Origin of the sequence: Bacillus sp. 196mf (genome assembly GCF_003217275.1) — a bacterium.
GTDB lineage: Bacteria > Bacillota > Bacilli > Bacillales > Bacillaceae_G > Bacillus_A > Bacillus_A thuringiensis_S.
Map to the genome: position 1 here is coordinate 191,330 of NZ_QJTG01000004.1, position 19,483 is coordinate 210,812.

A 19,483-nucleotide genomic window follows, 5' to 3' on the forward strand; every position below is an offset into this window, starting at 1 on the left:
CTCGTATAATTTTTGAAATAGAAAGCTTGTACAAAGTATACTGTCTATTTCTGTCGGAAAAAAGAGAAAATACACAATTTATGTAACATTATGCAAAATTACATAAATTGTGGTCAATATTATAAATAATGAACGGAACACATATGAACATTAATTTGAATAAAAAAGAGTCCTTTTAGGCGCTCATCCAATTGGTTAATTATCTATATTCATTCTAATAAAAGTGCACTTACATCTAAATAACAACATAAAAACCCACTCTTTACTATTAAGAGTGGGTTTAATGTTATTAAAATAACAATTACTATAAGAAACCTTATAATTTATATTTTTTTAGTAATCCTACTAAGTTTTTTGTAAAATTCACCTTTTGTTTTTATATGCTTAAACTGATTTGGATTAATATTTGCTTTTTGTGAGAGTGCTACAATCTCTTCTTTTGTAATTGAATCTTTCGTATTTATAGATGCTATATTTGTGTATTTTCCGTCTTCTGTTTTTGGAATTTCTAAAATCCCTTTATTCACAAGATCAACTACAGCCTTATGCTCTGAAGAATGTAAATCTACACCAGTAATTTTCCAATTATGCATAACTTTCGGTGTGTATACACCGTTCTTTACCTCTTTTAAATATGTAATAGCAAGGTTACGAATGGTTCCACCTGTTTCTCCAAATGCATTCTCTTGTTTAGATGACCAAATTTGTTCAAACTTACGCCCCTCTAAAGCTCCCCCTTTTGCCTGAAGAGCCTCCATTCTATATGCATTCATTCCCAGCGTCATAACATCGCTCATTTTGATTGGTTTGTTTGTACGAATAGAGCGTAAATTTGTAATTCTGCTTCCGTATGGTTTTGTTAAGTCAATTTCGTATTTTACGCCTCCAAAGAAATCGTTCGTACTGTATTTAGATGCACGGCGGGTTTTATCAAAGCTAACGGTTACATCTCCGGCACGAGATGAGTTAAAATATCCTGCTGCCCATTCCATATAGTCTTTTAAATCTTTTCCAGAAATCTTATATACTGTAATTTCTCCCAAGGCATATTGGTAATTGTACGCAATATCTTTTTTCTTAATAGGACCTGTATCCAAACGGGCATAATCATTATCAATTTGATGGGCTACTACATCTGCTTTACTGTAGTAGAGCATGACTTCATGAAAGAAATCTGATAAAGGTGTTTCTTGAATCTGAACACTTGGAATACCCTTTATTTCATTTTCAGGAACAAGATTTCTATCCTTTAATTGAGCGACTACAACATTTGCATCTCCTCTCGCATATTCGTGAAAAGGTGTTAGTGTTTCTTCAAGTGTAGGATCAGATAATATCGTTGTTCCATCAGCATTTTTTACAGGTATAGCGGTAGCAGTTTTATCTTTTAAAACCAACTTCCCATCTTGCTTTGTAAAAGTAAGGTCAATACGTGAAATATGTGTTCCATATTTATCTGGCTCTGTAATAATTACGCCATTTACAACTTCTTTTTTTACAAGTTTATGCATGTGAGCCGCAAAAATAGCGCTTAGTTCCGGACAAGCATTTGCAATATCTTGAACACCAGTACCAGGGATACCATTCTCATTTTCTAATCCCATATGCATAACTCCTACCATTACATCTACTTTACCTTCTAATTCCTTAATTGCCTTTTTCGTCTCTTCTACCGGATTTTTCACCACTAAACCATCTAAGTGATCTGTCCCTTTTTCAAAATCACTAATCATTGGTGTATTCATACCAATAATCCCAACTCTAATTCCATCTTTTTCTACAATTGTATATGCAGGAAGAAAGCGCTCTCCATTTTGCTTGTAAATATTTCCTGCTAACGTTTTTCCCTTATATTGCTCACTAACTTTTTTCAATGTATCTAATCCAAAGTTGAATTCATGATTTCCAAATGCCCAGGCATCATACCCCATTGTATTCATCGCTACCATCATTGGCGATTGTGGCTTATCGTTGAATAATTCTACTGAGTTTCCTTGAATTGTATCCCCGGCATCTACTAATATGGTATTTGGATTTTCTTGACGGACCTTCTTTATAACCGTATAAAGCTGCGTCAAACTTCCACTCATATTTGCTCCATCAAGCGCATAATCCCAAGGCATAAATCTACCATGAATATCTGCAGTACCTAACAATGTAATATTAACTTCAGATTCCTCAGCCTTAGAGATAGATGGTTTGACTATTACTGCCGTTCCAAGCAGTAATAGAATTACAAAGTAACATACATAGTTCTTCCATTTCATTTTTTGCATAATAATAATATTTCTCCCCTTTTTGTACTTTCATAAAGTTGCTTGAACTTTAAAAATGTAACTTATTATTCAGGAAACTTCAACTACAAAAGATAATTTTGAAGGTGGTTCTGTTGCAAAAATAAAGAGAATAAATTGCATACATCCCCTAACAGAATTGTATTTTATCGTTTTCTGACAGAATACTCCTTCCTTAAGCGTGTGAAGTGTACTTTCAAAATAAGAACATATCATTTATCATTATTTCAATTTATTAAAACGGGCATATACAATATGTTATGATGATTAATTTTTTGAATTTCGTTGCTGATTTATTTCCTTCTAAATAAAACACTTTCAAAAAAAATAACCCCGCTCTTCATTTAAGACGGGGTTACACTTATACAGAAAATCGGATAGTTTCATATTTTCTTAAGCTTATTGGTCACTTTCAACTAATTTCATTCTATTTTTGTTTTCTTCTGAATCAATATGAATCAACCATTTTCCTTGTTTATAATACGTATCAATAACTAGGGAATAATTTTTACTTTTCAATTTCACAAAGCAATTTTATCTCTTTGATTTGTAACATATGACGCTGTTCATGCAAATAGATCAGTTCTATCCACTGATCAAGGGGCAATTCTCCAAGAGCTGGATGCATCACTGATTTTTTCGCTAATACAGACTCATCTTCTATTGTACTCAGGAAACGCATCAATTCTTTTCTTGATTCGTTTAGCATATTGAGCATTTGCTCCACTTCAAATGGTTCTATACTTGGTTCAATCATTTCTGGAGCTATAAACTTTTTCGTTCTATCTAATAAAATAGTATGAATTTCTTTACGCACATTTTGGGTACTATCTAACTTTTTTAACCCTGAGGAAATAACTGTTATCACTCTCTCATCTAATAAAACTAAATGATGACAAACTTGTGCAATACTCCATTTATCCTTATCTGGTTTCCTATTAAATTGAGCATCACTCAACAAAGAAATTTCCTCAACTAATTGATTTCTCGTTTCATAAAACTTTTCATTTACAAATGTATCCATGCGGATTCTCCTTTCATTGCAACCTACATACTTAAATTTCTACGCTAAAAATATTATCTTCGAAAACAGATTTTCTTTCACTACTATTCCAATTTCATTTTAAAGCCACAAATGAAGTTATTTGTTTTTTTGTATGTTTTTAATTGGCACAAATAAATCAACCTTTAACTTTCCTTCTAGATCTTCAGCAACATTATTTAAGCAAAACTCTAAATTATCTCTATCATAATCTGCACCATACTCACTATTTAGTAGCCACTCTGCATACATGTATTGATACGCTTCACTTAATTTATGAGGTTCATCATAGAACTGGTATAGACCATATGTACCTCCATCTAATCTTTTAAATTGCACGTCATGATACTTTTCTTTATCGAAGTTTTCAGGAATCGTAACACATGCATCATGCCGGCACTTATGACTTGCAACAAGTTCAGGATTATCTAATGATATTCCGATAAATGATTGCTCTGGTGGATACAGTTTATTTTCAATTGACCAGTTCAGTAACTTCCCCCAGTGATCTTGCGGTTCAAAGTAGCTACCAGTTCGTCTTATATACGCTACTTCTAATGGTGGTAATTTTTTTATAACAACTTTCATTTATATCTTCTCCCCTATAAATATGTACACTGTTTAATTAGCTTTTTTTTACATTTATTCCTTCTTAAATTAAAAGAATTCTCTAATCATATAAAGTGAAACTTTAATCAGCGGGAGATGAATTTTAATTGAAATATAATTGATTACTATTACTACTACTAAAGTAGTATGTACTTTCATACTTTTATTTGATTTTACATTCTTTTTAAATCGATATATTAATTGTAAGAAAATAAAAAGGTGGAGGATTTTAATTGATTAAAGGAATATACGAAGCGCATTTACCAGTATAATGTCCTATCAATTTATCATTAAATAAATGTAAAAAATGGCCCTATTTATTCATTTTTAATGCGTATGTATGTACATTTGTTAATTTATTCGATATATTATGGGTATTGAATGATTACGTAAAGTGTAAAGGTCGCTTATATAACACCTTATATTTTTATATCCGTGAAAACTACAAAGTGTATGAAAATCCATTTGTCAAATGAATTTAGTGCGGAAGGAGGTTTGTGGTTACTTCATAGGGTATAATAATCAGTTTTTACTGATAAAAATATAGGAGGCGACATAATGTTTCGTACGATTTCAAATTTCATGAGAGTAGCTGAGATAAGAAGGAAAATCCTTTTTACACTAGCGATGTTAATCGTTTTTCGAATTGGCACGTTTATTCCAGTTCCTCATACTAACGCAGAGGTATTAAAAGTACAAGATCAAGCTAACGTTCTAGGTATGTTAAACGTATTTGGTGGAGGAGCATTGCAACATTTCTCAATCTTTGCTGTAGGTATTACACCATATATTACAGCTTCCATCATAGTACAATTACTACAAATGGATGTTATACCTAAGTTTTCGGAATGGGCAAAGCAAGGAGAAATGGGCCGTAAGAAATCAGCTCAATTCACTCGATACTTTACAATCATTCTCGCATTCATACAGGCCATCGGAATGTCTTATGGCTTTAATAATATAGCAGGTGGACAATTAATAACAGATCAAAGCTGGACTACATACTTATTTATTGCGACAGTTTTAACTGCAGGTACTGCATTTTTACTTTGGTTAGGCGAACAAATTACCGCTAACGGAGTTGGTAATGGTATTTCGATGATTATCTTCGCAGGTCTCGTTGCCGCGATTCCAAATGTTGCAAATCAAATTTATTTACAACAATTCCAAAATGCTGGCGATCAGCTATTTATGCACATAATAAAAATTGTTTTAATTGGACTCGTAATTTTAGCGATAGTTGTTGGTGTTATTTACATTCAACAAGCTGTACGTAAAATACCGATCCAATATGCAAAAGCTGTTTCAGGAAACAATCAATATCAAGGAGCAAAAAACACTCATTTACCGCTTAAAGTAAATAGTGCTGGTGTTATACCAGTTATCTTTGCTTCTGCATTTTTAATGACGCCGCGTACAATTGCGCAGCTCTTCCCTGATTCAAGCGTATCAAAATGGTTAGTTGCAAATCTTGATTTCGCACATCCAATTGGAATGACACTTTATGTCGGTCTTATCGTTGCTTTCACATACTTCTACGCATTTATTCAAGTAAATCCTGAACAAATGGCTGAGAATTTGAAAAAGCAAAATGGATATGTTCCTGGTATTCGTCCTGGTAAAGCAACTGAACAATATGTAACTAAAATTTTATACCGTTTAACATTTATTGGTGCAATTTTCTTAGGTGCAATTTCTATATTACCGCTCGTATTCACGAAAATTGCTACGTTACCACCTTCTGCTCAAATTGGTGGTACAAGCTTACTTATCATTGTCGGTGTAGCACTAGAAACTATGAAGACGTTAGAAAGCCAGCTTGTAAAACGTCATTATAAAGGCTTTATTAAAAAAGTGAATTAATTATCAAAAACACAGTTGGTTATTTTTCCAACTGTGTTTTTGATTTTATCAGTCCTGTAATATACAGGGCTGTTGCTTTATTAAACTACATCTCCTTCTCTAATAACCGCCCTTTTTTGAAATAAGTCCGTAGTGTTGAACGATTGGCCAAAAATACACCAATCAATATAAGACAAGCTCCCATTCCCATTGTAGGATTTAAGGGTTCTCCTAATACGATATAACCTACGATAATTGCTATTAATGGTGATACATATAACCACGTCGATGGAAATACTGGGTTTGTTTTTGATAAGAGCCAGTAATATAATCCGTGTCCACCGATCGATCCGATAAATATGAGATATAAAATAGGCCATTGTACACTCCATGAAGTTAATACAGTTACATTTGGTTGTTCTACAATAATAGATGCGATTAATAGTAAAATCCCTCCATAAAACATTTGAATTCCGTTAATAAGAAATGGTGATACATTTGATAAATCTGAAAGTATTTCTTTCGAACGAATAGAGCCTATTCCGTAAAATAACTCTCCTATAACTAAAACAATACAAGCAATACTCCATATGAAACTTACTTGTTGATGCATTCCTGGTAAAGAAACAAATATAACACCTATTAGTGCAATAACTAAGGCAACGAGTTGTTCCTTTTGTAATTTCTCCCTATTCCTCTTTGCTTGTATTAATAAAATCATCATTGGTCCCGTAGCAGAAAGAACAGCAGCTAATCCCGAAGAAATATATTGTTCTGACCAATATAAACTTGCGAATGTCATAAATGTTAAACAAAATCCAGCATACATAATACGTTTTGAAAATATATGTGGCATAATTTCTTTTCGCTTTAATTTAAAAATAATCATAAGGATTATACCCGCTAAAAAGAAGCGAATTCCTGCTGAAAACAACGGTGGCGCCCCTGCTTCAATTCCAATTTTAATCGTTAAAAATGTTGTCCCGAAAATAATACATACTAAAATGTAATTAAAAATGACCATTTTACTTCCTCCTTTTTACTCTTAAAATGAGTATAGAGGCTATGGTGTATAACAGTGTATCGGTACATATAACAGTTACTTCAAGTTGTAGTTGATTCCCTATATATTTTTCGCTTTAATTAAATTAAAAAGAAAAATAGGTGAACCTATGAAGATTGTATTGCGTAAAGAATCAAACATACCGTATTACAAGCAAATATATATGCAAATTGTTGAAAGAGTACAAAGTGGTATGCTTTCACATGGTGAATCCCTTCCTTCTTTACGTTGTATGGCCACAGATTTACAAATCAATGTATTAACTGTTCGTAAAGCTTATAAACAGTTAGAAACGAAAGGGTATATACGCATCGAACAAGGAAAAGGTGCTTACATATATAAACGTGTAAAGAAAGATTTCAAACCGATACCGTATAAATGGCAACAATCAAGATCTATTAATGTTATGCGTTCTCAATATGCAATGAATAAACACCGTAAATATTATGATTTTTCACAAGCAATTCTGTATCCCCGTCTGTTACCAAATCCATTTTTGGCAGACGAAATGCATAAATTGCTAGATAAAAATCCGATGTTGTTAGCAACATATGGGCCAGTTCAAGGCGATTATGAATTGCGAGTTGAAATAGCAAATTACTTAAATGAACACCAGAAATTAGTGACGGACCCATCTCAATTATTAATTACAAGCGGAGCACAACAAGGAATTGATTTAATTGCTCAAACATTATTAAAACCTGGAGATACTGTATTAGTAGAAAGTCCGTGTTACAGTGCCGCGCTTGATGTTTTCATCAATAAAGGTGTTCAAATCATTCCTGTTTCTCTTGATAATCATGGAGTTCGCTCCGACTTAATTGATGATATTTGTCAAAGTAAAAATCCCGTTTTATTGTATACGAATCCGACCTTCCAAAACCCGACAGGTACAGTAATGAGTAAAGAACGAAGAATGGAACTTATAGAACTAGCGGAGCTATATCAATTTTTTATCATTGAAGATGATTCTTTCGGAGAAATATATTTTGAAGATGCTGTAGTACCACCTCCAATCAAAAGTTTTGATAAGGATGGCCACGTAATATATATAAAAGGATTTAGTAAAACGTTAGCACCAGGATTGCGTATTGCAGCACTTATTGCCGGTGGCCCTATTTTTGAATGGCTATATGCAGTGAAAGGTTCGATGGATATCGGTAGTCCTTTATTAACACAAAAGGCACTTCTACCGTTTTTACGTGCGGAACGTATGAAAAATCATTTAGAAAAATTACGAACAGCTTTACAAATGAGACGTGATTTAACAATTGATATATTATCGCCATTAAAAGAACTAAACTTTGAAATACCAAATGGCGGTTTTAATTTATGGGTGACACTGCCTGATTCGATAGATCCCTTTACCTTATTACAAAAAGCAAATGAAGTAGATGTCTCTTTTTTACCAGGAACAGCTTGTCTATTAAATTACGAAACAAATGATAACCAATTAAGAATTAGCTATTCAATGTTAAACGAGAAAGATATGGAAATTGGATTAGAGAAATTACACGATACAATACGAAACAGTATTTGTTAGAAGTAATATCACAATAGCCAACAATAAATAATACCCGCAAATGAAAATGTATAGTATGGGATATTATCTATTGTTGAGCTTTTTCGTTATTCAAATCTAGTTACTCTATAAGCTGTAATCTTTATTATCATTCCACTTTAACTACAATCTTTCCTCTAACATGTTGTCCTTCACTCAAAATATGAGCTTCTCGAACTCCTGCTTCATTAAATGGCACCACTTTACTTATGATTGGTTTGATTTTTCCGTTTACAATTAAAGCTGATAATTCTTCTAATTGTTTTCCATTTGGTTTTAGCCATAAAAATCCTGATTTTATTCCTTCTACTTTTTGTAGTGGTTCATGAACAATGGAAACTAGAACACCACCAGGTTTAATAATTCGAAAACTTTTTTCTTGCACTTCGCCACCTATTGTATCTAACACAATATCAAAATCTGATACTAGTTCTTCAAATTTATCTTTTTTATAATCAATAACGAGATCCGCTCCTAAAGACTGTAAAAATTCTTTATTTTTACTACTAGCAGTCGTGGCAACAAAAGCTCCAAATGATTTTGCGATTTGGATTGCCAAACTTCCAACGCCACCAGCTCCAGCATGAATGAATACACGGTCATTTTCTTTTATTTTTGCGTAATCTACAAGACTTTGCCACGCTGTAAGTCCTGCAAGAGGAATAGAAGCTGCTTCTTCGTAACTAATATTATTAGGCATATGTGATACTAAATCTAATTGTACTGCAATGAATTCAGCATAAGAGCCGCTTCCTATATTTTCAGGTTTCGTAAACACTTTATCTCCTATATTGAAGCACTCTACATCTTCTCCAACTTCTTCAATAACTCCAGCTACATCTAATCCTAAAGTGATTGGAAATGAAAAGCGTAACTGTTCTTGTAAGTCACCTTTTCTTATTTTCCAATCAACTGGATTAACAGATGTTGCATGAATACGTATTAATACCTCATTATTCTTAACAATCGGTTTTAAAACTTGTCTTTCTTTTAATTCTTCAACACTACCATATTGATCAATAACAATTGCTTTCATTTCCTCTCCTCCTTGCTGTTTATTTTAATAACATACAATTATTTCTCAAAATTTTTTGCCTTGAATTACCATATACTTATTTTTGGGGGTAATTATGCAAAAAGCATTATAAATTAAAACTTTAATCATTCCTCACCAATCGGGCTCTTACTGCCCGGCAAATAGCGGGATGAATTTCAAAAAGAATCTTACACACATCTTAGAATTATTCAAAACTGTATTATTAATTAAATTCAAAAGAAATGGGGCTAACTTTATGAGTGAAAAGATATTTAAAATAAACGGTATTGATATATGTACAGAAAGCTTCGGTAACTCTAATGATCCCGCTATTTTATTAATTATGGGAGCTACTTGTTCAATGATATATTGGGATGAAGAATTTTGTGAACAGTTGGCGAACACAGGGAAATTTGTTATTCGCTTTGATAACCGCGATGTTGGACGCTCTGTTACATATGAACCTGGCACTTCAAATTATTCAGTAACAGATATGGCTGAAGATGCAATCGGGGTATTAGACGCTTATCATATTGATAAAGCCCATCTTTTTGGTATGTCATTAGGTGGTATGATTGCTCAAATTGCCGCTGTAAAACATCCCGAAAGAATTTTGACGCTAACTTTACTAGCGACTAGTGTAATAGGATCTGATAATAATACTCGCGATTTACCCCCAATGGATGAAAGGATTTTAACACATCATGTAAAGAGCGCAAGTATAGATTGGACAAATAAAAATGATGTGGCAGAATATTTAGTTTCAGGATCTCGTCTATTATGTGGATCAGAACGAATATTTGATGAAAATAGAGTTTATACACAAGTAAAACAAGAAATAGAACGCGCAAACAATTTATTAAGTATGTTTAATCACGCTTTACTTCAAGGTGATGATGCATATGAAGGTGTACTTCACTCCATACAAGCACCAACATTGGTTATTCACGGAACAGACGATACAGCACTCCCATTTGAACATGGCCTCGCACTAATTGATGAAATTCCAAACTCAGTACTATTAACTCTTAAAGGGGCAGGTCATGAAAATCATCCAAATGATTGGGAAAGCATAATTACTGCCGTTTCTAAACATACATCTGAAATTTAGACAAACAAATAATTAACAGAATGGGCACAAATTGCATTGTGCCCATTCCATTTACAAACAAAAACCCATCACTGTATTCGTATGTATAGTGATGGGACTTCTTATATTTTTCTATGTTTAAAAAAATGGACAATCTAATTGATCAACAGATTCCCATAATTTTTTTTTTGCATTTTCGGTGGATGTATTTGCTTCTAGTGTCATGTTTTTAAAAGGGTTTACTTCGACTTTTAATAAGGATGAAGGCTCCACATATAATGAGAAAACATGGCTGCTTGGTAAAGCTTTTGAAACGTCAATATCTCCTACTTGTTTAAATAATTGCTGCGCAGCAAAAAAGAAGAAATTAGTTGGATTTGATTGTTTATTCAGCCACGCAAGCATTTCAGGTGATACCGATTTATGAATATTGATTTTTACTCGATCACCACGTTTATATCGCCTAGATCGCATACTTCCACCAACTAACTTATCGTTAAGTTTGTAAATCCTAACTCTTTTTGCTTATGCTCTCTATATTTTGGCGAACAAGTATAAACTAATAATCCTCGTGCATTTGTAAATAACGGATTATCTACAAAGATTACATTTTTGAGTCGTCCTTTTTGCTTTAAAATCATTTTTAAACTGTTTTTAATAATTACTGCACCCCCGCCATAAATAAACACGTATGGATCGTCTTTCATATCATCAATTTTATTTATAATATCTGTTGCAACACGTGCTGCTAAACCTAATAGCGCTGGCTGTGATTCCTCAACTAATAAGGTATTTCTCGGATGCTTATCATTTAAATAAATTTGATTGAATTCTGTAATACTATCAATCGTCTTAGTTGGATACTTCCGGTTCCATCTCGTAATGATTTGTAGTAACGTCTCTTTTACACCATAAGATAAACCTTTACTTAGTTGCGGACGGAAATTTACCCCTAATGAAACGACTTCTTCTGTCGTCCCTGCACCAATATCAAAAGAGAGTAGAGTTTTATCTACAAAATCAATTTCAGAAACTTGATTTTGCTCACATTCTATTTTATGTTTCACAACATTTCCTTCTTCATCGTATACAATGCCCCACGTCCCAGAAGCACCCTCAGGCAGGCATTTACAATACTCAATTGAAACATTAATTGTCACATCGCGTCCGTTCGGATAATGGAAAATAACCTTATGATTTCCCATATAACGTTTTGCATTTTCAGCAGCTATTTCTTGTGTAATAAGCTGCATAGGAAGAGCGACAGATAAATCATATCGAATATTAATATGGCTAGAAGTTGGACTTTGACGCATAGCGCTTACCGCCAAACCTGATAGTATTGTAATAACCATTAACTCATCCGTTGACTTATTTGATTTCTTCTCTACCTCAGTACCTTTTAATTGATCTTGAATGACTTTTTCTCCAACGATGTATCGTACATTATTTAGCATTAACGATGGCGAACTTATAGTCACATCAATGTGGTTTTCTAATTCAGATAATGAAACATCTACCTCGTCTAAGAGTCCTGTAGGCTCACCTATATATAAAGAATAAATACTCGGAATAAAAATAGGGTCTTGCCCTTTCACCATTAACTTCAAACCGTTGTTTCCTGCATCTGCACCAGCTTTTAAAAGTATAGACATAACTACCCCCTAAATTAATCTGACATCCCTTCCAAATATATGCGAGCCCATTCTTTTACATTCAAATGTATTGTAATTTTTTATTTATCATAAAACCAAAATATTGCATACTTACATATTATATGTAAAAAGTATTTGACATGATGCTTTTCCAATTTTATACTTATATTTGTAAAGAGTTTTTTACAATCGAGGGGGGCAATTATTTATTGAATACTAAAAAAACTATTTTTATAATCATTGTTTTAGCATTAATTGCAATACTAGTACATGGCACATATAAATACATCACTGAAGGTTCTATTTTGGGTGGTACGATTTTTGCTATCTCGTTAATACTTAGTAATTTAATTAATCACATTACTTGGGGAGATCCCCACGGTGTATCAGAAGAAAGTCAAGATGAAATGGGCCAACAAATTACATATAAAAGCTTTAAAATTGCGTATTTTGTGCTTGTAGTTGTAATGTTCCTTTTATTAATCTTCTCCGAAGGATTTTCTATGGGGGCTAATTTAGATGGCGTTAAAAACCTCCCTCTGTTCATCGCAATTTGCTCTTCATTCTTTATTTATCCTATTGTCGAACTCATAGTTGCAAAACAATATAAGTAAAAAGATGAGGTTTTCTACATGTAGAAAACCTCATCTTTTTATATTTACATACTCTCTACAATTGCTTTTAATTTATTCACAGTACGCCAATTCCTAACTGTAGCTGGTGTATGTAACTTCTGAAACTGGTTCATTAATTTAGAATTTCGAATGCTATTTTTGAAAAACAAATAAGCAACCTTCTCATCTATATAGCAATCTTCAAGTTCACTTTTAAATGTAAGCAATTGACTACTTTCCTCTTCAGAAAGTACATTAGCTAAAAAAGCAACATGAACACTTTCTCCTTCTAACAATGAATGAACTTCATACGGACATTGTTTAATAATATTTATAAATTCACCATATGTTCTTAGCATGACTGGAACATCGAAATCAAATTCATTTTTTATTTCAGATTGTATTCGGTCCTTTAGAAAGTTTATATCTTCCTCAGATTCGAACACGATATTACCACTTTGTATATATGTTTTCACTTGTTTTAACCCTATTGATTCAAACACTCGTTTTAAATCAGCCATTTTGATTACTTTATGTCCACCGACATTGATTCCTCTTAGTAATGCAATATAAAGTGTCATATTATTCCCCTCACAATAAAATAAACTTATCAATTGAATCAATTTTCCCACTCATATTTCTCGGATATTTGTTTTAATTCTTCTAACATATCATGAATAGATAATACCTCAAATAAAATAATAGACTCACTTGAAAAATGGTGATGATAATGATTTGGTTTATAATCTTTTAAATCATTTTTATAACTCCAAAATTGCTTGTCTAATTCAGCAATAAGTTTCAAATGTTCCTCATCAATTTCATTACAACGTTTTCTCAATATAGCAATTATAGAATGAATTGTTCGTTGTAATATTTCCCTTTCACTTTGTGACCAGTCACAAGTCTCAATTGACACTCGAGCTAAATTATCTATATGGTAAATGATTTGCTGTAATATATGAAGTTGGTTCTGCATGGTTAAAAAGCTTCTCATTTCCTTCTTTGTATGTTGATGATATTTCCAATCTTTCTGCTCATATTGAACAAATTGTATCGCCTTATGCAATAATACAGTCAATTTAGATAAACCCTGAGCGGTCTCCTTTTTCATACCTTTTCCTGCAACTAATGCAGTAATCCATTCTTCCATAATATTTGCTGTTTTAGCAAATAGATCCTCTGTACATCCAAAAATCGTTTTCGTGTAGTGTGGTGGGAAAATGAAAAAATTCACTAAAGTAGATACTATAATACCAGTAGATGTAGTAGCTAAACGAATTAAAAATGCAGTGAAATAATGATCTGCCGTAATTGGAATCATAGCTACAGCAGTTAAAGTTGCGACTAATGTTCCCGCATGTAACCTTAGTTTTTGACATGTAACGATCGTAAACATCGCAGCTAATGCATAAGAAATTGCTTGATGACCTAAGAAAAATGTGAACGTCATGGCATATGCCGATCCAATTGTTGAGGCCGGAAAGCGAATAAGCCCTTTTTTTATTGAGTCTGTTGCAGTTGGTTCAATTGTAACAATTGCTGTTATTACAGCAAAAATAGTTGGAATGTTAAAAAATTCACAAACTAACACTGTAAGAAAAACTGCAATCCCAGTTTTAATCACTCTTCCCCCAACGATATTCCATTTTCTATCTTGATTCATTTTTTATATCCTTCATTTCTGTTTCATTTTATATACATATATTATATATTACTAAAATAAAAAAACCTACTACGTGAATATTCAAGAGTAAGTTTTCTATCTCATTATTTCATTATAGGTAAATGCATTATTATTTGTTGGCCAATTGGTCCCATTCTTCTAAAACCTTTATCCTCGAAGCCCACTTTTGCATATAAATTTTGTGCAGGAATATTTCTTTCATTCACAGCAAGTACAACTTCATTTTTTATTGGAAAATAGCGTTTTACAAACTCTTCTAATAATAACAATGACTTTTTAGCGAATCCTTTTCTTTGTCTATTGTGATTAATAGAAAATGACGTTAAAAGTAAAGCATCCTCATTATCTGTGAACTCCTTTACTCTATCTCCCGTTTCCAATGCGAAAAGACCCACCGGTACGCCATTGTAATCTAAAATAACAATCACATTTTTTGTACGATCACTTTTTGCTTTTTCCAGTAATGCGCTTGGATCTGCTGTAAACTGAACTTGTTCACTTGGTAAAGTAAATGTTTGTATAACTTCTTTATATTTCTCCTTATACGGAACTAATTGAATTTCCCCTGTGTGTATGTTCATACTAAACTCTCCCATTTTTTAGCTTATTAACTTATACCTTGCTGTGCTTTTGAATGCACTCTTCCATCTAAAAAGGTAATTTCAACAAATGAATTTGGATTGTTTCCTTTCCAAGCAAAAATTTGTTTAATTTGTGTAGAATGTTCTACCCCTTCTTCTATAAGTAAATCCCCTTCAAAACCAATTAAATCTTTCACTTCTGTATAAGTCATTCCTTCATTTATGTTCGAGAAATGATTTATATTGATAGATTCTTTCTGTTGCCTTTCCATCACAGTAGAAGAAGTTGCTGTTTGATTTTTCACTTCTTTTCTCTTTTCACACGCTGTCATACTGAAACCTAAGCATAAACTAAACAATATACATGCGCTTTTTTTCATCATAACAGTTGTCCCTCCCATCATAATTAAACCATATATTCCCTTAAAAATAAACTGAATATTTAATATTATAGTTAAAAACCTCGCACAATTAAGTACGAGGCTAATTTCATTTATTCAAATGATTATTTGATTGATCATCCTGTTCTTTTCTTAACTCTTGTTCTTCATCTTTTGGTAATTGTTTATCATTATCTTTAATTGGATTCGTTTCTCGATTTTCAATCATATCATTTGGAACTTGTGGCATTACTCGTCCCACAATAGCCGCTAATTCATCTAGTATACCTTCACCTGTTTTTCCTTTTTTAATTTGCTTTCCGATTTGTTTGAGGCGTTCATACGTATCAACATCTGCTACAACGACTGCATTAGCACCGTCAGGGTCATTTTTTAAACTTTCTGCAACAGAATATTTAATTGATTCAACACGAGTTCGATCAAGTTTTGCTTTTACGTCTATACCTACAATAGCATATTTTCCAACAACGACCGCTGTCGCATCATTCACACCTGGCACACTTGCTGCTAAAGATGCTAAATGATCTGCCGCTTTTTCATTTGGCTTATTTGATTTATTCGTATAATTAACATTTTTCATTGAAACATTTTTTTGTTTCGGCTTTTCGTTTTGGTTTTCTTTTGTTCCAATACTGCATCCAGTTATAACGAAGCAAAGCATTAATATATATATTAGAGTTTTCATTATTTTCACCACTTCACTTTTAAGGTTTAATCATAAATTTTTTCAACAGCTTGCATTTTCTTTACCTTTTCCTCGGCCCCGCTATTAGCATTAATGAATATTTGGTACGTATCTTTTCCTAAAGTACCTACAAATTCATAGCAAAGTACTTCATTATGCAAATCATTAACTACTACAGCTTTACGTTCTTCCATTACTTTTACATCCGGATTGATTTTCTTTCTTGCTTCTGCTGCAGTTAGCTTTGCCGATGGAACTGTTCGTTTTTGATGTGACGCTAAATATTCTTTTGCGGAGAACCCTACGATAGAACCGTCATCTAAAGCAATTTTCATTTGGATTGCTTCTGGATAAATTCGTACTCCATTTTCATTTACTACATACGTAAATACACCAACATTATCATATTGAGAGCTATCATAAAGCTCCATATTATTAAACTTATGGTCCTTTAAAAATTTTAAACCTTTACTACCTGCATCGTTTAAACTAACTTTCTGTTCTTTAATTTCGCGGTTATTCATAACCCAAATTGGATATCCGCCTTTTCCGGTAATATCCATATAGAACTCATTGTTCGTTGCTTCATCTTTAATTTTCACACTATAGAAGGATTCTTTCGCACCTTTTCCACTTTTCTCTACATCTACTTTTTCATTTCCTTTTAAATTTAAAAACGATTTGGCAATTTTCGCCGCTTCATCTTTAGAAATTGCCTTTCCTTCCGCTTCAAATCCGCCTTTTTTATTTTTTTGCGCACTTGTAAAGGTCGGTCCGAAGTTTGTAGAAGAATATGATGTTACGTTTTTCTCTACAGTTTTCAATCCATCAATAATTGTGTTATCTGCTGGATCACGATTTGATGCAAGTGCCATTTCTACATCCATCCAGCGTAAATTATTTTTCAAAACAAGATGTTGTACTTTTCTTAGTTCATCTTGTATATTTCCTGCATTTGAATATAAAGTTTGTAGCGTTTTATATTCTTGCTCATTTAACGGCTCTTTTTCTAAATCACGAATGGCTGCACGGTAACTGAAATCACCGATATTCGCTAAAAATTCTTCCGTTTTATTAAATGGCATTAATGTTAAAGGAAGTTGTCCAACATCTGAGCGAGCTTCAGATGTTAAACGCCATACATCCGCTAATGCAGGTGATAAAGATGATCGTGAATTCATCGCAAGTGTTGTGCCAATTTTATCGTGTAATAAATCGACTTCGTATGCTAAATCATGGAATGCACGTTGATAGCTATTTTCCGCTCGAATTAAAACCGCATTTTTCTCTTGGTGCTCTTTATAGCCCCAATAGCCTGTTCCTACTACACCGACTGTTAATAATACAATGATAATACCTCGTAACATTGTCCCACCTCCGCTCTATTTACAGAAAATATGTTTACCGATTTTTTTAATTTGTGGACGAGTCCAAATCCATTTACTAGTCGCAGTATCTGGATTGAAATAATATAAAGCATTTCCTGTTGGATCCCATCCGTTAATCGCATCTAAAACTGCTTTTTTTGCTGTTTCATTTGGCGTTAAATATATTTGTCCATCGGCTACTGCTGTAAATGCTCTAGGCTCAAAGATTACACCTGAAACAGTATTTGGGAATGACGCACTTGTAACACGATTCAAAATAACGGCAGCTACTGCAACTTGTCCTAAATACGGTTCACCACGTGATTCGCCGTATACTGCGTTTGCCATAAGCTGAATATCATTTTGAGAATAACCGTTCGGAACATTTGTCCCTTTATTTTGAGTTGGTTTATTCTCTTGTGCAGTTCCGCCGCTATTTCCTTTATTCGTTGTTGTCCCTTTATTAGCAGTTGACTTGTCATACTTCGTTGCCTTCACGAGCATTTGCTTCGTTTTAGCTCCAGCTAAACCATCAACGGGTAATCCGAATTTCTCTTGAAAATTCCGAAGTGCCCAGTATGTACCCCATCCGAAAACACCATCCACTTTTCCCGTATAAAATCCGTTATATTTCAAACGAGATTGCAGTTCAATGACATCTTCGCCAGATGCTCCTCTTTGAATAACTTGATTAGAAAAAGCTTCTACATTCTTTAGTTGTATACTACTGACCATTAAAGACAGTCCTATGAACGCAAGTAAAACTGCTATTTTAAAAATAGCTTTTTGGCGCATAATTTTCCCTCCTTAATTACGGAAATGATTTCTTGGTTATGTTTTGTAAAAGCCTCGCTTTTATGTAAAGAAGACAAAAAAATCCAAACTAATATCGTTGAAAAAATATGTAAACAATATAAAAAAAGGATGAAAGGAGTTCATCATGAAGAAATCGTTAAAACGTGTCGCACTCGTCATTCTGTTCCTAACAACATGTTCAAATATATATACAGACTCATCAATTGTTCATGCGCAGCCGCCGTATGCCAAATGGGGTAAACTTGCCGTAGAAAAGACGAAAGAACAATACCCAAAAGCAGAAATTATTGACTATCTTCATATAGGTAGAAAACCAAAAACAGTTCAAATAACTGTTGAAAAATTTAAATTGTGGTTACGTGAAGATGGAAAAGAATATGGTGTTTTTGTTGATGTAGAATTTGAAACGAAGACGGAGAAATTTATAAAGTTGTCGTTTCAGAAGACGAGTAGATAAAGTGAAACCCCACTGTTAAAAATGGAAACAGTGGGGTTCCTTGCATTTCTAAAATTCTTTCCTAAAGTTTCGATTCCCTAAAAATCTTACCAATATACAAATAGCGCCAATTACTACAGCTATCCCTATACTATATAAAAGTACTTTACCATATCCACCTATTCTCGGATCTAAAAACGGATATGGATACCAATTCACGATTGGACCACGTATTAAGCTATATACAACGTAAAAGCACGGGAATAAGAGCCAACTTGCAGCTTGTTTCCAAGTGATTTTCTTAATAGGTGGATTTAAAATCCAATCTAAAAGCATTGCAATCGGCATGATATAATGTAGCACAGTATTTACCCATGGTATTGCCGTTTGAAGTGACTCTTCTAACCCTCTTAGTAACAAAAAATAAACGAGTCCTGTCGTAAGTATGTATACCGTTGCCGCACCACGAAGTATACTAAACTGTTCTGAGCGACCAAATGTAGCTGTTCCGATACTGCTTAAAAGGAGAATACATGCAACTAAAATGTTACTTTCAATAGTGAAGAAACTAAAAAAGTTAACTGGATTAAACGGCTTCACTTGTGCCCTAATTATGAATTGCGTAATAATGGCGCTACACACTAGAAGACTTAAACATAATCTAAATAAAGATAAAATTTTTTCATCCTTCATACATTCCCTCC

At 33.2% G+C, this 19,483-nt stretch carries 20 protein-coding genes; 5 read left to right on the forward strand and 15 right to left on the reverse strand.

From position 1 onward, the window contains the following. Positions 1-323: 323 nt before the first annotated feature. The 3 genes from ATL10_RS09315 to ATL10_RS09325 all read right to left on the reverse strand — a co-directional run bounded on the left by ATL10_RS09315 (position 324) and on the right by ATL10_RS09325 (position 3,924). Positions 324-2,276: a bifunctional metallophosphatase/5'-nucleotidase gene (locus ATL10_RS09315; RefSeq protein ID WP_001171091.1), complete on the reverse strand. Its 1,953-nt coding sequence runs from the start codon at positions 2,274-2,276 to the stop codon at positions 324-326. A 526-nt stretch (positions 2,277-2,802) separates the two neighbouring features. Beyond that, positions 2,803-3,318 carry a DinB family protein gene (locus tag ATL10_RS09320; RefSeq protein WP_000379380.1) on the reverse strand — a complete coding sequence of 172 codons (516 nt, stop codon included), beginning with the start codon at positions 3,316-3,318 and terminating at the stop codon, positions 2,803-2,805. Positions 3,319-3,435: 117 nt separating this feature from the next. Then, positions 3,436-3,924 (reverse strand): AraC family transcriptional regulator, encoded by a 489-nt coding sequence (locus tag ATL10_RS09325; protein ID WP_000869614.1) that lies wholly within the window; start codon positions 3,922-3,924, stop codon positions 3,436-3,438. A gap of 579 nt (positions 3,925-4,503) precedes the next feature. Here ATL10_RS09325 and secY point away from each other — a divergent pair. Beyond that, positions 4,504-5,808 (forward strand): preprotein translocase subunit SecY, encoded by a 1,305-nt coding sequence (secY, locus tag ATL10_RS09330; protein WP_000490135.1) that lies wholly within the window; start codon positions 4,504-4,506, stop codon positions 5,806-5,808. A gap of 85 nt (positions 5,809-5,893) precedes the next feature. On the opposite strand, the gene ATL10_RS09335 is transcribed toward secY, so the two are convergent. Continuing rightward, positions 5,894-6,811: a DMT family transporter gene (locus ATL10_RS09335; protein ID WP_000234339.1), complete on the reverse strand. Its 918-nt coding sequence runs from the start codon at positions 6,809-6,811 to the stop codon at positions 5,894-5,896. Between the two features lie 148 nt (positions 6,812-6,959). Here ATL10_RS09335 and pdxR point away from each other — a divergent pair, with 148 nt between their 5' ends. Further along, positions 6,960-8,393, forward strand: coding sequence for a MocR-like pyridoxine biosynthesis transcription factor PdxR (gene pdxR / locus ATL10_RS09340; RefSeq protein ID WP_000706779.1), 1,434 nt, complete (start codon positions 6,960-6,962; stop codon positions 8,391-8,393). Between the two features lie 127 nt (positions 8,394-8,520). Here pdxR and ATL10_RS09345 read toward each other — a convergent pair whose 3' ends face one another. Next, the gene (locus ATL10_RS09345; protein ID WP_000644564.1) at positions 8,521-9,447 is read right to left on the reverse strand and encodes an NADP-dependent oxidoreductase; all 927 of its coding nucleotides are present in this window, start codon (positions 9,445-9,447) and stop codon (positions 8,521-8,523) included. Positions 9,448-9,703: 256 nt separating this feature from the next. On the opposite strand from ATL10_RS09345, the gene mleBCA reads away from it, so the two are divergent. Then, entirely contained in the window at positions 9,704-10,558 is an 855-nt protein-coding gene (gene mleBCA, locus ATL10_RS09350) for a BCA family alpha/beta fold macrolide esterase (protein WP_063547478.1), read from the forward strand. A 117-nt stretch (positions 10,559-10,675) separates the two neighbouring features. Here the strand turns inward: mleBCA and ATL10_RS09355 are convergent, their stop codons facing one another. Beyond that, positions 10,676-11,011, reverse strand: a complete 336-nt coding sequence (locus tag ATL10_RS09355; RefSeq protein ID WP_001257761.1) for a hypothetical protein — start codon at positions 11,009-11,011, stop codon at positions 10,676-10,678. 11 nt (positions 11,012-11,022) lie between these two features. Further along, positions 11,023-12,192 carry a ParM/StbA family protein gene (locus tag ATL10_RS09360; protein WP_000025622.1) on the reverse strand — a complete coding sequence of 390 codons (1,170 nt, stop codon included), beginning with the start codon at positions 12,190-12,192 and terminating at the stop codon, positions 11,023-11,025. Positions 12,193-12,401: 209 nt separating this feature from the next. Between ATL10_RS09360 and ATL10_RS09365 the strand changes: the two genes are divergently transcribed. Continuing rightward, positions 12,402-12,806 (forward strand): hypothetical protein, encoded by a 405-nt coding sequence (locus tag ATL10_RS09365; protein ID WP_001093141.1) that lies wholly within the window; start codon positions 12,402-12,404, stop codon positions 12,804-12,806. Between the two features lie 44 nt (positions 12,807-12,850). Here the strand turns inward: ATL10_RS09365 and ATL10_RS09370 are convergent, their stop codons facing one another. The 7 genes from ATL10_RS09370 to sleB form a co-directional block, all read right to left on the reverse strand. Further along, positions 12,851-13,387, reverse strand: coding sequence for a DUF1697 domain-containing protein (locus tag ATL10_RS09370; protein ID WP_000177384.1), 537 nt, complete (start codon positions 13,385-13,387; stop codon positions 12,851-12,853). Positions 13,388-13,425: 38 nt separating this feature from the next. Next, positions 13,426-14,472: an aromatic acid exporter family protein gene (locus tag ATL10_RS09375; protein ID WP_097923863.1), complete on the reverse strand. Its 1,047-nt coding sequence runs from the start codon at positions 14,470-14,472 to the stop codon at positions 13,426-13,428. Between the two features lie 104 nt (positions 14,473-14,576). After that, positions 14,577-15,089: a GNAT family N-acetyltransferase gene (locus ATL10_RS09380; protein ID WP_072938688.1), complete on the reverse strand. Its 513-nt coding sequence runs from the start codon at positions 15,087-15,089 to the stop codon at positions 14,577-14,579. An 11-nt stretch (positions 15,090-15,100) separates the two neighbouring features. Next, positions 15,101-15,457, reverse strand: a complete 357-nt coding sequence (locus tag ATL10_RS09385) for a hypothetical protein (RefSeq protein ID WP_016512697.1) — start codon at positions 15,455-15,457, stop codon at positions 15,101-15,103. 106 nt (positions 15,458-15,563) lie between these two features. After that, positions 15,564-16,160: a YhcN/YlaJ family sporulation lipoprotein gene (locus tag ATL10_RS09390; protein WP_110496799.1), complete on the reverse strand. Its 597-nt coding sequence runs from the start codon at positions 16,158-16,160 to the stop codon at positions 15,564-15,566. A 26-nt stretch (positions 16,161-16,186) separates the two neighbouring features. Further along, entirely contained in the window at positions 16,187-17,527 is a 1,341-nt protein-coding gene (gene ypeB, locus ATL10_RS09395) for a germination protein YpeB (protein ID WP_016081334.1), read from the reverse strand. A gap of 15 nt (positions 17,528-17,542) precedes the next feature. After that, the gene (gene sleB / locus ATL10_RS09400) at positions 17,543-18,322 is read right to left on the reverse strand and encodes a spore cortex-lytic enzyme (protein WP_100910207.1); all 780 of its coding nucleotides are present in this window, start codon (positions 18,320-18,322) and stop codon (positions 17,543-17,545) included. Between the two features lie 145 nt (positions 18,323-18,467). Here sleB and ATL10_RS09405 point away from each other — a divergent pair, with 145 nt between their 5' ends. Further along, positions 18,468-18,800, forward strand: coding sequence for a DUF3889 domain-containing protein (locus tag ATL10_RS09405; RefSeq protein WP_016512695.1), 333 nt, complete (start codon positions 18,468-18,470; stop codon positions 18,798-18,800). Positions 18,801-18,848: 48 nt separating this feature from the next. On the opposite strand, the gene ATL10_RS09410 is transcribed toward ATL10_RS09405, so the two are convergent. Next, positions 18,849-19,472: a Pr6Pr family membrane protein gene (locus ATL10_RS09410; protein WP_000650960.1), complete on the reverse strand. Its 624-nt coding sequence runs from the start codon at positions 19,470-19,472 to the stop codon at positions 18,849-18,851. Positions 19,473-19,483 lie beyond the last annotated feature (11 nt).